Source organism: Pseudomonas tehranensis, assembly GCF_014268615.1.
Taxonomy (GTDB): Bacteria; Pseudomonadota; Gammaproteobacteria; order Pseudomonadales; family Pseudomonadaceae; genus Aquipseudomonas; species Aquipseudomonas tehranensis.
In genome coordinates this window covers 16,061-29,757 of the sequence record NZ_JABWQV010000012.1, presented here as the reverse complement: position 1 = coordinate 29,757, position 13,697 = coordinate 16,061, and the positions used below count along the sequence as shown (strand labels likewise).

Annotated in this window: 11 protein-coding genes and 1 tRNA gene; 8 read left to right on the top strand and 4 right to left on the bottom strand. The window is 62.2% G+C overall.

The features are described from left to right. Positions 1-74 precede the first annotated feature (74 nt). The 8 genes from selA (at position 75) to HU811_RS04700 (ending at position 8,476) form a co-directional block, all read left to right on the top strand. Positions 75-1,505: an L-seryl-tRNA(Sec) selenium transferase gene (gene selA / locus HU811_RS04735; RefSeq protein WP_186654334.1), complete on the top strand. Its 1,431-nt coding sequence runs from the start codon at positions 75-77 to the stop codon at positions 1,503-1,505. Beyond that, positions 1,502-3,418: a selenocysteine-specific translation elongation factor gene (selB, locus tag HU811_RS04730; protein WP_186654333.1), complete on the top strand. Its 1,917-nt coding sequence runs from the start codon at positions 1,502-1,504 to the stop codon at positions 3,416-3,418. Before selA ends, selB begins: the two co-directional genes overlap by 4 nt. A gap of 6 nt (positions 3,419-3,424) precedes the next feature. Continuing rightward, positions 3,425-3,520: transfer RNA gene (locus HU811_RS04725), tRNA-Sec, on the top strand. 246 nt (positions 3,521-3,766) lie between these two features. Continuing rightward, positions 3,767-4,435, top strand: a complete 669-nt coding sequence (locus tag HU811_RS04720) for an ABC transporter ATP-binding protein (protein ID WP_186654332.1) — start codon at positions 3,767-3,769, stop codon at positions 4,433-4,435. Continuing rightward, positions 4,435-6,903, top strand: a complete 2,469-nt coding sequence (locus HU811_RS04715) for an ABC transporter permease (RefSeq protein ID WP_186654368.1) — start codon at positions 4,435-4,437, stop codon at positions 6,901-6,903. Before HU811_RS04720 ends, HU811_RS04715 begins: the two co-directional genes overlap by 1 nt. Further along, positions 6,893-7,966: a lipocalin-like domain-containing protein gene (locus HU811_RS04710; RefSeq protein ID WP_186654331.1), complete on the top strand. Its 1,074-nt coding sequence runs from the start codon at positions 6,893-6,895 to the stop codon at positions 7,964-7,966. The genes HU811_RS04715 and HU811_RS04710 overlap by 11 nt, the downstream gene beginning before the upstream one ends. A gap of 65 nt (positions 7,967-8,031) precedes the next feature. Then, complete coding sequence (locus HU811_RS04705) at positions 8,032-8,274, top strand: hypothetical protein (RefSeq protein ID WP_047228527.1); 243 nt, start codon at positions 8,032-8,034, stop codon at positions 8,272-8,274. Positions 8,275-8,305: 31 nt separating this feature from the next. After that, complete coding sequence (locus HU811_RS04700) at positions 8,306-8,476, top strand: hypothetical protein (protein ID WP_177193372.1); 171 nt, start codon at positions 8,306-8,308, stop codon at positions 8,474-8,476. Between the two features lie 433 nt (positions 8,477-8,909). Here the strand turns inward: HU811_RS04700 and HU811_RS04695 are convergent, their stop codons facing one another. The 4 genes from HU811_RS04695 to HU811_RS04680 form a co-directional block, all read right to left on the bottom strand. Then, complete coding sequence (locus HU811_RS04695; protein ID WP_047228526.1) at positions 8,910-9,428, bottom strand: Hcp family type VI secretion system effector; 519 nt, start codon at positions 9,426-9,428, stop codon at positions 8,910-8,912. A gap of 230 nt (positions 9,429-9,658) precedes the next feature. Further along, entirely contained in the window at positions 9,659-11,035 is a 1,377-nt protein-coding gene (gene hglS, locus HU811_RS04690; RefSeq protein WP_186654330.1) for a 2-oxoadipate dioxygenase/decarboxylase HglS, read from the bottom strand. Positions 11,036-11,177: 142 nt separating this feature from the next. Continuing rightward, positions 11,178-12,107 (bottom strand): alpha/beta fold hydrolase, encoded by a 930-nt coding sequence (locus HU811_RS04685; RefSeq protein ID WP_092400530.1) that lies wholly within the window; start codon positions 12,105-12,107, stop codon positions 11,178-11,180. A 16-nt stretch (positions 12,108-12,123) separates the two neighbouring features. Then, positions 12,124-13,578 (bottom strand): flavin-containing monooxygenase, encoded by a 1,455-nt coding sequence (locus HU811_RS04680; RefSeq protein ID WP_186654329.1) that lies wholly within the window; start codon positions 13,576-13,578, stop codon positions 12,124-12,126. Positions 13,579-13,697 lie beyond the last annotated feature (119 nt).

Sequence of the window (13,697 nt, the reverse complement as noted above, 5' to 3'; positions counted from 1 at the left end):
TCCTCCTAAGCCTATCCCGATGAGCCCAGCGGCTACACTCAGACGCGACGGTCATTCGCTTCCGGGAGCCTCTGATGTCTGCAACCTCCGCCAGCCCAGTTTTGCGGCTGCCTTCGATTGACAGCTTGCTGCGCCATCCCGCCTGCCAGGTGTTGGCTGAGCGTTATGGGCGTGACGCGCTGCTGGCCGGCCTGCGGGAACTGCTCGAGGACCTGCGCGAGCCGATGCTCAAGGTTGAACTCGCTGCCGTTGAAATAGCTCCCGACGTATTGGCGGGCAGGGTGGGTGAGCGTCTGGCGATCCAGCATCGCAGCCAGGTCCGGCGGGTGTTCAACCTCACCGGCACGGTGCTGCACACCAACCTTGGGCGCGCGTTGCTGCCGGAGTCGGCTATCGAAGCCGTTCAGCTCGCCGCCCGCTATCCGCTCAATCTGGAATTTGATCTGCACAGCGGCAAGCGCGGCGACCGCGATGAGTTGATTGAAGGGTTGATCCGCGAACTGACCGGCGCCGAAGCGGTGACCGTGGTCAACAACAACGCCGCCGCCGTGTTGCTCGCCCTCAATAGCTTGGGCGCGCGCAAGGAGGGCATCATTTCCCGTGGTGAACTGATCGAAATCGGCGGCGCCTTCCGCATTCCCGACATCATGGCCCGCGCCGGAGTGCGGCTGCACGAAGTGGGTACCACCAACCGCACCCATGCCCGCGATTACGAGGCGGCCATCGGTCCGCGCAGTGGCCTGGTGATGCGCGTACATGCGAGCAATTACTCAATCGAAGGTTTCACTGCCCGGGTGCCGACGGCTGAACTGGCGGAGTTGGCTCACCGCCACGGACTGCCGCTGCTCGAAGACTTGGGCAGCGGCAGTCTGCTGGACCTGACTCGCTGGGGCCTGCCCGCCGAACCGACGGTGCGCCAGGCCCTGATCGATGGCGCGGATATCGTTACCTTCAGCGGCGACAAACTGCTCGGCGGTCCCCAGGCCGGGTTGATAGTCGGCCGCAAAGACCTGATCGCGAAGATCAAGAAGAATCCGCTCAAGCGCGCACTGCGGGTCGACAAGCTAACCCTGGCAGCCCTCGAAGCCGTATTGGCGCTGTACCGCGATCCTGAGCGGTTGGCCGAACGCCTGCCAAGTCTGCGCCTGCTGACCCGCCCCCAAACCGACATCTTCGCCCAGGCCGAACGCCTGCAACCGCCACTGGCACAGGTATTGGGTGACGGCTGGAGCATCAGCGCGGTACCAGCGCTGGGCATGATCGGCAGCGGCAGCCAACCGGTGGCGCGCTTACCGAGTGCTGCGTTATGCCTGCGGCCCAACGTATCCAAACGTCTGCGCGGGCGGCGATTGATGGGGCTGGAAGCCGCGTTTCGTCGGCTGCCGATTCCCGTGCTCGGGCGCATCGACGGCGATGCGCTTTGGCTGGACCTGCGCCAACTCGACGACGAAGCCGCGTGGTTGGCCCAACTCAATCAACTGCAGGAGGAGGGCCGGGACGGGTGATTGTCGGCACAGCGGGGCACATCGATCACGGTAAAACCTCCTTGCTCCAGGCACTGACCGGCCAGGCTGGCGACCGTCGCCGGGAAGAACGCGAACGCGGCATGACCATCGACCTCGGCTACATCTACGCGGCGCTGGAACCGGGCGCGGCGCTGACCGGTTTTATCGACGTCCCCGGCCATGAGCGCTTTACCCACAACATGCTCGCCGGTGCTCAGGGTATTGATTTGGTGTTGTTGGTGGTGGCGGCCGATGACGGTGTCATGCCTCAGACCCGCGAACATTTGGCGATTGTCGAGTTGCTGGGTATCCCTCGGGCACTGATTGCAATCACCAAATGCGACCGCGTCGACCCTGTTCGTGTGCAAGCCGTCCAAGAACAGATCGACGCATTGCTCGCACCCGGACCTTATGCCGGCGCGCCGACAGTCGCGCTGTCGAGTGTGACCGGCGAAGGCGTCGAGGCACTGCGTAACGCCTTGCTGGATGCGCAACATGAGGTGCTTCAACGCAGCGCCAGCGGCGGTTTTCGCCTGGCGATTGATCGGGCTTTCAGTGTGGCCGGTGCCGGGATCGTGGTGACCGGCACCGCGTTGTCTGGCCAAGTGGCCGTGGGCGATACGCTGATGTTGAGTCCGCTGGGCAAACCGGTGCGGGTGCGAGGCCTGCATGCGCAGAATCAGGCGGCTGACTGCGCAACGGCCGGGCAGCGAGTCGCGCTGAACCTGAGTGCCGACCGTTTGGCCCTGGAGCAGGTTCACCGGGGCCAATGGTTGTTGGCCGAATGGCTGCATGCGCCGCCCCAGCGTCTGGATATCGAGATGACCTTGTTGGTCAGCGAGGCGCGAAGCTTCGAGCACTTTCAGCCAGTGCACGTGCATCTCGGCACTCAGGACGTGACCGGGCGAGTGGTCTTGCTGGAGGGCGTCAGCCTGGCACCGGGTGAGCAGATGTTCGCGCAATTGCGGGTGAACGCGCCGGTGCTGGCGGTGAAGGGCGATCGTTTGATCCTGCGCGACCAAAGCGCTCAACGCACTCTCGGCGGTGGCCGGGTGCTTGACCCGTTCGCCCCGGCCCGACACCACCGTAGCCCCGAAAGATTGGCGCAGCTAAAGACGCTGGCCACCACGACCAGCCTTGAAGACGCACTGCCGGCGCTGCTGGCCAACAGCGACACCGGGCTCGATCCGCAGCGTCTGGAACGCCAGTTCAATCGTCCGCGCGATAGCTGGGTGTTGCCCGATGACGTGCGCTTGATCGATACGCGGCAAGGGCCGTTGCTGTTCAGCGCCGCCCGCTGGGAGGCCTTGAAAGCGCCACTGCTGGAACACCTGGCACGCTTTCATCAACTCGAACCGGATCAAATGGGGCCAGACAGGGATCGCCTGCGTCGCTTCGCCGGCACCGCGCTGGACCGGCCGACCTTTATCAGCCTGCTCAACGAATTACTGGCCAGCGGTTCGATCGTCGCCAGCGGCCCTTGGCTGCACTTGCCCGATCACCAAGTGCGATTGAGCGAAGACGATGAAACCCTGTGGCAACAATTACAGCCGTTGTTCGAACAGGCGGGTTTCGATCCACCGTGGGTGCGTGATCTGGCTAAAGCGACAAGCCATGAAGAGGCCACCGTACGCCTGCTGCTGCGCAAGATGGCGCGTTTGGGGTTGATGCATCAAGTGGTCCGTGACTTGTTTTATACCGAGATCCTGGTGCGCCGATTGGCGGCTATGCTGGTGCAACTGGCCAGCGATGATCCGGTGATTCAGGTCACCGCGTTTCGCGATGCCGTGGGCCTGGGGCGCAAGCGCAGTATTCAGATTCTGGAGTACTTCGACCGAATCGGCCTGACCCGACGCTTTGGCGACCGGCGCCACATCCGGCTCGACAATGCACTGGCCCAAAAAGAAGACTGAGTTCAAGGAAGGCAATCGCGCCCGGTGGCGCGGCCGGGCTTCAAACCCGGTTGGGGACGGCATCCGTTCCCGGGCAGGTTCGACTCCGGCTGCCTTCCGCCATTTGATAGAGCACAGGGGCAGGCGCAATCGCTGTGAGAGCCCGCTTGCGATAGCGGTGTATCGGCTGATAGAAATGTTGAATGTGAGTCAGTCATCGCAAGCAGGCTCGCGCCCACGCAAGGCGCCGGGCAAAACTAGGCGGGGCAGACGACCCGCGGTGTTTGCCCGTCGCCTGAGCGCATCCTTGATCTGTCCCCGTCACCCAACTCCGCTATCCTGAGCCTCACGTTTACCATGAGCCTTTTCATGCTTGAAGTTCGCGACGTATATAAGAGCTATGCCACGCCGCAAGGGCCATTGCCGGTGCTGCAAGGTATCGACCTGACGTTGGCCCCTGGCGAAAGCCTGGCCCTGATGGGTGAGTCCGGCAGCGGGAAAAGCACTTTGCTGCATCTGGTTGCCGGTCTGGACAAGGTCGACCGTGGCAGCATTCGCTTTGGCGAGCGCAGGCTTGACGGCATGAGCGAAAGCCAACTGGCGAGCTGGCGACGTACCGAAATTGGCCTGGTGTTCCAGCAGTTCAACCTCATCAGCAGTTTGCCGGTGGAGGATAACCTGGCGTTCCAGGCTCGCCTGTGCGGTCGCTATGACCCTGCCTGGCAGACCCATCTGGTGCAACGGCTCGGCCTTTCGCAACTGCTGCATCGCTATCCCGAACAGCTGTCCGGCGGCCAGCAGCAACGGGTGGCATTGGGGCGGGCACTGGCCTCGCGGCCGCCCTTGTTGCTGGCTGACGAGCCCACCGGTAGCCTCGACGAAACCACCAGCGACGAGGTGTTGCAACTGTTGCTGGAGTTGCTGGACGGCAGCCCGACGAGCCTGCTGATGGTGACCCACAGCCCCCGGGTGGCAGCCCGTCTGAGCCGTCGGGTGGTATTGCAGGGCGGACGTCTGGCGCAGGTGGCCCAAGGGTGATGATCCTTCGCCAGACGCTCAAGGCCTTGCTCAGCCATTGGCGTCAGCACCCTGTGCAGTTTTTCAGCGTCCTGACCGGTCTCTGGCTCGCCACCAGCCTGCTCACCGGCGTGCAGGCGCTCAACAGTCAGGCTCGGGACAGTTACGCTCGAGCCAGCCAGCTGATTGGTGGTGAACCCCAGGCCAGCCTCAGTGCGCCCGGCGGCGGCACCTTCACTCAACAATGGTTTGTCGATCTGCGTCGCCTGGGATGGCCGGTGTCCCCCGTGTTGCAGGCTCGGGTGACGCTGCAGGGGCACGAGGATCAGCGCCTGCAGTTAATGGGCATCGATCCGGTGTCTTTGCCCCCCGGAGCGGCAGTGGCGGGGCAGGTCCGGGAGATGGCCGACGTGGTGGCGTTTTTCACTGACCCTGGCCGCACCTGGATCGATGCGCAGACCTTGCAGGCCTTGGGACTGAGTGAGGGTGATCGGCCCCGGACGGTCGATGGACAATCCCTGCCACCGTTGCTTATCCAGGCGGACATGGCGCCTGGCGTGCTGCTGATGGACATCGGCTTCGCCCAGCGGGTACTTGGACGGCCGGACCAGCTGTCGCGTTTGCTATTGCCTGCCACGTTCACCGCGCCTTTGCCGACGGCGTTCCACGGCCGGCTGCAGTTCAAGCACGCCGATGAAGAAAACAATCTGTCACGCCTGACCGAAAGCTTTCACCTGAACCTCGACGCCTTGGGGGTGCTGTCCTTCGTGGTGGGGTTGTTCATCGTTCACGCCGCCATTGGCCTGGCGCTGGAACAACGCCGTAGTTTGCTGCGAACCCTGCGGGCCTGTGGCGTCAGTGCGCGGGTGCTGGTCGCCAGCCTGGCCCTTGAGTTGGGCGCGCTGGCCTTGCTCGGCGGAATCGCCGGGGTGCTCAGCGGCTACTGGCTGGCCAGCCTCTTGTTGCCCGATGTCGCGGCGAGCCTGCGCGGCCTGTACGGCGCCGAAGTGGCCGGCCACCTGAACCTCAGCCCGTGGTGGTGGCTCAGCGGCGTGGGCCTGAGCCTGCTCGGTGCGTTATTGGCCGGAGCCGACAGTTTGCTGCGGGCGGCGCGCCTGCCGCTGTTGGCGCTGGCCAATCCCCAGGCCTGGCATCAGGCCCATGCCCGCTGGCTGCGGCGCCAGGGGTGGGTGGCGACATTGGCGGGGTTGCTCGCGGTATCGGCGTTGATCTGGGGTGACAGCCTGGGCAGCGGTTTTGTCTTGATGACGGCGTTGTTGCTGGGCGCTGCCCTGGCTTTACCGGTGTTGCTCAGTGGCGCGCTGAAGTTGCTGTTGCGCCGCAGTCGTTCGGTACTTGGGCAATGGTTTCTCGCCGACTGCCGTCAGCAATTGCCGACGCTGAGCCTGGCACTGATGGCGTTGCTACTGGCACTGGCGGCGAATATCGGTGCCGGCAGCATGACCGCCGGTTTTCGCCAGACTTTCAGTGACTGGCTCGAGCAACGGTTGACCGCCGAGCTGTACATCAGTCCGCAAACCCCGGCCCAGGCGGGTGAGCTGCAAACCTGGCTCAAGGAGCAGTCGGCGATCACCACGATATTGCCCAACTGGCAGGTCTCTATCCCTTTGCAGGGCTGGCCGACGGACATCTACGGCATCATCGATCACAGCGCCTATCGCCAGCATTGGCCGTTGCTGGAGTCGGTTTCCGACAAGCCTTGGGAGCAACTGGCCGCGGGTGACACGTTGATGCTCAGCGAACAACTGGCCCGGCGTCTCAACGTGAACATTGGCGATCAATTGACTATTGCGACGCCCCAGGGCCCCTGGACGCCGCGCCTCGTCGGCATCTATGCCGACTACGGCAACCCCAAGGGCCATGTGCTGGTCAATGCCGACCACTTGCTGCGACATTGGCCGCAACTGACGCCGAACCGCTTCAACCTGCGCATCGAACCCTCCGCGATCCCGGCGTTACTGACGGCCTTACAGGCCCGGTTCAGCCTGGATGACAGCCGAATTGTCGATCAGGCCCGGCTCAAGGGCTGGTCGACGCAAGTATTCGAGCGCACCTTCGCCGCCACCGCTGCCCTCAATAGCCTGACGCTGGCGGTGGCGGGGGTGGCGCTGTTCATCAGCCTGCTGACCCAGAGCCAAAGCCGCCTCGGTCAGTTGGCGCCGCTGTGGGCGCTGGGGGTAACGCGCCGGCAGTTGATGTTGCTCAATCTGGGCCAGACCTGGCTGTTGGCGCTATTGACCCTGGTGCTGGCCTTGCCACTGGGCATCGCCCTGGCCTGGTGCCTGGACGCGGTGATCAATGTGCAGGCCTTCGGCTGGCGCCTGCCGTTGCGGGTGTTCCCGTGGCAATTGGCGCAGTTGCTGGGTCTGGCGATGCTTGCCACCCTGCTGGCGTCGGCTTGGCCGCTGTATGCGTTGTACCGCACGCAACCGGCGGATTTGCTCAGGACCTTTGCCCATGAAGATTAAACTGGGCTTGATGCTGATGGCGCTGCTGCTCTGCGGTTGTGACAACCGGCAACCGCCGCCAAAAGGCTTCGCCGGCCTGGGTGAACAGGCCGACGCATTCACGCCCGTGGTGCCGGGGCGGGCCTTCAGCTTTCCCGCCGATCATGGCGTTCATGAGGGGTTTCGCATCGAGTGGTGGTACGTCACTGCCAATCTCAAGGATGCCGAGGGCCGCGATTACGGTGTGCAATGGACGCTGTTTCGCAGCGCCCTGAACGCCGCGCCCCAGGCCAGCGGCTGGCGCAACCAGACGATCTGGCTCGGTCATGCTGCGGTCACTTCCAGCGCCGTCCACCATGCCGCCGAGCGCTATGCCCGCGGCGGCGTGGGCCAGGCGGGGGTGCAGACGAGTCCTTTCGACGCCTGGATCGATGACTGGCGGTTCGCTACCCAAGCGTTGGGGGCCGATCCATTGGCGGACATGCAGCTCAAGGCCAGTGGCCCACACTTCAGTTATGAGTTGCGCCTCACGTCGACGCGTCCGCTGGTGCTGCAGGGCGATAAGGGGTTCAGTCAGAAATCCGAACAGGGCCAGGCGTCGTACTACTACAGCCAACCGTTCTTCCAGGCCAGCGGCCATGTGGAAATCGATGGCCAGCGTTATACGGTCAGCGGCCCGGCCTGGCTCGACCGCGAATGGAGCAGCCAGCCACTGACTGCCAACCAGACGGGATGGGACTGGTTTTCCCTGCACCTGGACAGCGGCGAGCATGTGATGCTCTACCGCATGCGCCACAAGGATGGGGCGCCATACCTCACGGGCACCTGGATCGATGCCCAAGGCCAGGCGCAGACCTTGCACGCCGATCAGATCAGCCTTGAACCACTGGACACCGCCGAGGTTGCCGGGCGCTCGATGCCGGTGCGCTGGACGATCAGGATCCCCGGCAAGCGACTCGACATCACCACCGATGCCTTGAACCCCAACGCCTGGATGAACCTGCGCATTCCCTATTGGGAAGGACCGGTGCACCTGAGCGGCAGCCACAGCGGCAACGGTTACCTGGAAATGACCGGCTACTGAGAATCGCTGGAACTCCCCGGGAACGTCGACCCTCATACCTTATGAATGTCTCTGAGGAGTCCGTCATGAGCGATGACCTCACACTTCCCTCGTTGGCCGACTGGCAGCGCTTGTTCGACGACAAGACCTACTGGCAGCAGTCGCCCGACGTCCATTTCACCGAGCTGATGCGGGTGGCCGATGACCTGTTCGGCCAGGGCGCTATCGACCTGGCACAGTGGCAGGAACTCAAGGCCAAGGCCGAGCAACTGCACCATCGTTCACCCGACGCCAATGTCGCTGAAGAAGTCGCTGATCCTGACGCCTGACGCGCAGGCCCGAAAAATCAAGGAGTTCGCCATGAAACCCAGTGATCAAACGTCGCACAATCCAGACGAGCCGGCGATGCCGGGTGAGGTGGAGCGTGACAACGACGCCCTGCGCCCCAACGATCCGACTAAACGCAAACAGCAGGAAGGCGATACTGAAGCGGGGGAGACGGATGCACAAAAGACCGCGCGACAGGGCTGAGGATTGATAGATCGCGCGGTCTTGAAGACGCACTTGTTAATGCTGCTTTACTTGCCAGGTCTTGTTTGGCGTAGCGGATATGTTTTTTATACTGCTGTTGGATTTTGTATAGCTGTTTGTATAGCTCTGTAGGCGCACTGGAGTTTAGCGAAGTTCGTGGAAAGAGAGCCCGCTCGCGCCGGCTGCCAAACGACCCAAAAAACAGCGGTTGCTGGGCGGCCTAAGGAGAACGGGCTGGCTCGTCACGGCGATTGATTGGGCATTAATAATTACGACTAAAGATAAATAATTATTTAAACAAGCGCGCGCACATATTTTGCAAGTTCCACTATTATTATGCCCGTTCGCCCAGTGTCAGGCTCTTTACCAGTGCATGGAATGCCGAGGCCGTCGCACTGGGCGAACACCATCCTGAATCGATATCTATCGACGATTAACCGGCGACTGGTGAACGCCAGTCATCGGAGCCCGACGTGCCGCTGACTTCGTGGGTCCAGGTGATCTTGCGGTAGGTGAAGTGCACATCTTCCAGATGGGTGAAGTGCGCGTTCGCCGGGTCCTGGCAGTTGAGCATGTAGTCCTTGATATCGACGATGATCGCGTCCTCCAGGGTGGTGGTGTAGTAATGCTCCTGGGTGCCGGCTGCCGAGGTGCGGTACCACTGGATCTCGACTTTGGTCAGGCGTTCTCCACAGGTCAGGGCCGCCAGCAGCAGCGGCGAGGCCTTGTCGAACACCTTGGTGATGACCAGGGGTTTATGCACGCGCTGGCCGGTTGGCTGACCCGACTGAGGATCGCGGGGGATGATGACCTGGTGCTCGAAGCCTTGCACCATGACTTGATCTTCATGACCTTCCTGGTAGGTATTGCCCACCGAGTCGGCCGTAAACGCGCCGGCAGTGATCAGACCTTGTTTGGTGCCTTCGATGGACATGTAAGCGGGGGTAGCCAATGGATGCTCTCCTTGCGGGATAACTAAAGGGACCTGGGAAAGGAATCGTCCCCAGGTGGCCTGACGGTTATCAAGAGCCATGCCATCTTCTATAAAAATTATTTATATCAATAAGTTGGGATCAATAACCGGTCCATGAGCGCTCCGGGTACAGAGGTATGCGCGCGAGGAGTTGCGTAGTTGGCAAGCCGGACGCGCAATTTCTTACGCATTCGGCTTTCGGTTTTTTCCTACATTCCCAAGGCGGACATGCACTCATCCATGGAGCGCTGTTGCGTTTCGGCATACAGCCGCAGCTCATCGATGGTCGGTTGTCCCAGCGCTTGCTCGAATGCCTGGCGATTGGACTGTCCGGCGTAGTGAATTTGGGCTGCATCGCCGAGGTTCGACTGGAAGATGCCGGCGGCGCTCACTGGCAGGAAGTCCTCGTACACCAAGGGTTCGGCGCGCAGGTATTGCGCTTCCAGCAAGTGTTCCAGCGAGGCCGATTGCTTGATCGTGCCTTTGGCAGCGAGGCCCTTTGGCGTCACGAAATAGCGAAAGTACGCCAGTGCCTGCCGACGCAGCTCATCGTGGTTGTCAGGAAACTGGGCAAAATGTTCGGTCATCAGTGCGTTATAGCGTTCGGCGTTGGCTTCGTTGGGAAATTCCCCCAGCGCATCCCGAGCGGCGTTCAGCAACTGATCGTAGAGTGCACGACCTTTCGGGGTCAGGGCGGCGCCCCGTTGCTCGATTTCGCCGAAGCGGGCGCTGTGGCTGCCTTGGGATTGGGGCTGGTCGGTGAACGCTACAGGTTCGTCGAGCGCTTTGAAGCTGGTCTGGCGCAGCAGGATCGGGCAATGCCGACGGGGCGGGCCTTCGACGACTGCCTTGGGGGTGATGCCGTGCACGGGCATCTGGGCCTGAACGATGTCGATGTCCAGGGTGCGTGGCGTCAGGTGATTGATGTGCGGGCCCTTGAAAGCCACCACGTCGGCGATCAGCCGATGCTGGGCGCTCAGTTGCCGATATTGCTCGGCCGTGACGGTGGCGCTGTGGTGCCAACGAAAGGTTTCCAGGGCCTGCAGGACGAAGTCATCAGCCTGTGGTTGGGTCAGACCACCTTGGCGTTCGGCGAGGTCGATGAGCTGGAGCGCTGTGGCGGTGAAGATCTGGCGCTTGTTCAGTACCGATTCGGCAAAGGCCCGCAGCTCGGTGTTTTCGATCAGCTCCAGACGCAGCAACGAGGTAAACACCCGGAATGGGCTGACCTGCAAGGCGCTTTCATGCACGGCTCGAAAGGCCGTAGAATGCACAGGCACCCCGGCGGGTGTGAGGTCGTAGTAGCCCACCGGGTGCATGCCCATGACCGCGAACAGACGCCCCAGGGTTGCCAGTTCTGCGGCGGTGCCGACACGGATCGCGCCGTGGCGCTCCAGGTCCAGGCGCTGGAGTTCGCCGGTACTGCGCAGGTGTTCGGCCAAGTGCGGGTCGTTGACCAGCACCTGAGCATTGGTCTGTTCCACCAGGTTCATCAGTGCCCCGTACAGCGGCACCTCGTCGCGGTACATGTCGGACATCGCCTTGGAGAAGCGTTGGCGGATCAGGTCGGGACTGACGAAGCTCATTGTGAGAATTCCTGGCGCAAGCTGTGGGAAAGTGGGAGGAAAGATCGCAGCCTTCACCAGCGTCGACAAACGAAGAATCTTCAGGACTTCATTCTGTCAGGGACTGATCCGCCCACTTCACCGTGGCTCAGCGGCATCAAGGTCATTGGCCCAGGCCCTTGAGAAAATCGCGATACAGCGCGGCGGTTCTCCCGGGGCGTTCGACCATGGGCATGTGGCCGACCCCATCCCAGATTTCCACACGCAAGTCGGCGATGCCCTTGCTCCACACGGGCACGCTGCTGACGTCGATCAGCCGGTCCTTGCGACCCCAGAGCAGCAGCGAAGGCGCGCGGATGTCGGGCAGGCGCGGCTCCATCGGCGGGCTGGCGCGAAAATCCACGAAGATCTCTTCCAGTTCATCCCGGCGTTGCTCATAACGCTCGGCCAGCGCCGCCAGCACCACACTCGGGACCCACGGCGGCGATGCCATCGTCATCGCGTAGAAAGGAGCGAAGTCGTCCCGCGAGCGCACCAGGAACGGGTTGTGGCCGGCTGCCAGGTGCCGCTCCATGTCGCTGGGTTCGGGCGCGGTGACGCCGGCCGGATCGATCAGTGCCAGGGTGAGTATCCGTTCCGGGGAAGTCGCCGCCAGCCAGGCGGCGAGATGACCGCCCATGGAGTTGCCGATCACATGGACCTTGTCCAGGCCGCAGGCATCCAGCAGTTCGATCACCCGCCGGGCCTGGGTCGGAATGTCATAACCGCCGCCGGCCTTGAAGCCGGTTTCGCCATGACCGGCCAGGTCAGGAATCACCACCCGGTAGTCGCTGACAAAATGCCGGGCAAAACGTAGCCAGAGGTTTTTGTCGGCGCTGTAGCCGTGCAGCATCAATATGCTCCCGGACGCTTCGTAGGGCCCGCCTTGCCAGGTCGACACGGTCATCTCGCTGATGGGCACCGTGATCTTGTGCAGTCGGTACAAACGCGCCTCCAGGGCCATGCCCATGTCGTACAGCACATGGCCGATGCCTGGATACGTCAGCCAGCTCCAGGCGATGAACACGGCGAGGACTACCCACAACACCAACATGCTTTGCCCTCCAGGGTCAGGACAGAATGTGATCGGCCAACCGCAGCCGACGAGTCAGATAGTGATAAGTGAAGCTGAAACCGGGGAACATCGCGACGACGTGGCCGTTTTTGCTTTGATACCAGCTGTGACAGCCACCGGATTTCCATACGGTGCGTTGCATTTCCCGGTGAATCATTTCGGTGTAGCGCTGTTCGGCCGCGGGCTGCACTTCGATGCAGCGCAGGTTTTGCCGGTTCAAGGTGCGGATGCAGCCCAGGATGTAGTTCATCTGTGATTCGATGATGAACAGTGCCGAGGTGTGACCAATGCCGGTGTTGGGCCCGGTCACGATGAACAGGTTGGGGAAGTCTGGCAGGCTGGTACCCAGGTAGGCTCGCGGGTACTGGGCCCAGACGTCGTGCAGTCGGGTGCCGTTGCGGCCGGTGACGGGATAGGAAATCACCCCATCGGTAGCGTCAAAGCCTGTCGACCAGACGATCAGGTCCAGCGGGATGTGCTGGCCGTCCCGGGTGACGATACCGGTTTCATCGAGGGCGGCGATACCTTGCTCCTGGCCATGCACGCTGACGTTGGCTCGGCACAGGGCCGGATACAACGTATTGGACAGGATGACGCGCTTGCAGCCGATCAGGTAGTCAGGGGTCAGGCGACGACGCAGGACCGGATCCGGCACCTGGCGCTCAAGCATTTTCAGGGCCTGGCGCTGGACCATGCGCACCACCGGTCGTGAATATTTGAAAGCAATCACCCGGGTTTCGAATCGCCAGTAGATCGACCAGCGCAACAGGGTGCGCATCGGCGCCAGGCTCAGCAACCAGCGTTCGAGGCGGTTGAACGCGCGGTCGCGACGTGGCAGTACCCAATGGGGCGTGCGCTGGAACACGTGTAGATGGGCAACCTGCGGCGCAATGGTCGGGATGACTTGGGCGGCGCTGGCGCCACTGCCCACGATGGCGACGCGTTTATGGCGATAGTCGTAGGCGTGATCCCAATCATTGGTGTGAAACGTCTTGCCCTGGAAGCGATCCCTGCCTTCGAACGGTGGGATCACCGGTTGGCTGAGGGGGCCTGTGGCATTGATCAAGAATTGCGCATGAAAGGTCCCTTGGCTGGCAGTATCGACGACCCAATGTCGGGCATTGTCGTCCCATGCCACCCGCTGCACATTCGCGCCCAATTGCACCTTGTCCTGCAGGGCGAAGCGCTCGACTACGTGCCGGGTGTAACGGTACAGCTCCTCCTGGCCGGCAAACATCCGGCTCCAGTCGTAAGCGGCAAATGAGAGCGAATACAACGGGGACGGCACGTCTACCGCCGCGCCGGGATAGGTGTTCTGGCACCAGGTGCCGCCGAAGAAATCCCGTCGCTCCAAAAGCAGGAAATCCTTTATGCCCTCTTTGAGGAGATTGATTGCCGCGCACTGGCCCCCGAACCCGCTGCCGATGATCAACACCTGATAGCTGCGCATGGGCCTCCTTTCTGGTGGTGGTTGCCGATTCCCTTTGTCATGTATAGCCAAAATCCGAACAAAACCCTGCGTTTTGAAGGCGAATAAATATCCCTCTATTGGTAGTGGCTATTTGATGC

What these genes read in the sequence shown, in the direction of transcription:
- selA (WP_186654334.1), top strand. Translation starts at nt 75, where the DNA reads ATGTCTGCAACCTCCGCCAGCCCAGTTTTGCGGCTGCCTTCGATTGAC.
- HU811_RS04720 (WP_186654332.1), top strand. Translation starts at nt 3,767, where the DNA reads ATGCTTGAAGTTCGCGACGTATATAAGAGCTATGCCACGCCGCAAGGG.
- HU811_RS04715 (WP_186654368.1), top strand. Translation starts at nt 4,435, where the DNA reads ATGATCCTTCGCCAGACGCTCAAGGCCTTGCTCAGCCATTGGCGTCAG.
- HU811_RS04710 (WP_186654331.1), top strand. Translation starts at nt 6,893, where the DNA reads ATGAAGATTAAACTGGGCTTGATGCTGATGGCGCTGCTGCTCTGCGGT.
- HU811_RS04705 (WP_047228527.1), top strand. Translation starts at nt 8,032, where the DNA reads ATGAGCGATGACCTCACACTTCCCTCGTTGGCCGACTGGCAGCGCTTG.
- HU811_RS04700 (WP_177193372.1), top strand. Translation starts at nt 8,306, where the DNA reads ATGAAACCCAGTGATCAAACGTCGCACAATCCAGACGAGCCGGCGATG.
- hglS (WP_186654330.1), bottom strand. Translation starts at nt 11,035, where the DNA reads ATGAGCTTCGTCAGTCCCGACCTGATCCGCCAACGCTTCTCCAAGGCG.
- HU811_RS04685 (WP_092400530.1), bottom strand. Translation starts at nt 12,107, where the DNA reads ATGTTGGTGTTGTGGGTAGTCCTCGCCGTGTTCATCGCCTGGAGCTGG.
- HU811_RS04680 (WP_186654329.1), bottom strand. Translation starts at nt 13,578, where the DNA reads ATGCGCAGCTATCAGGTGTTGATCATCGGCAGCGGGTTCGGGGGCCAG.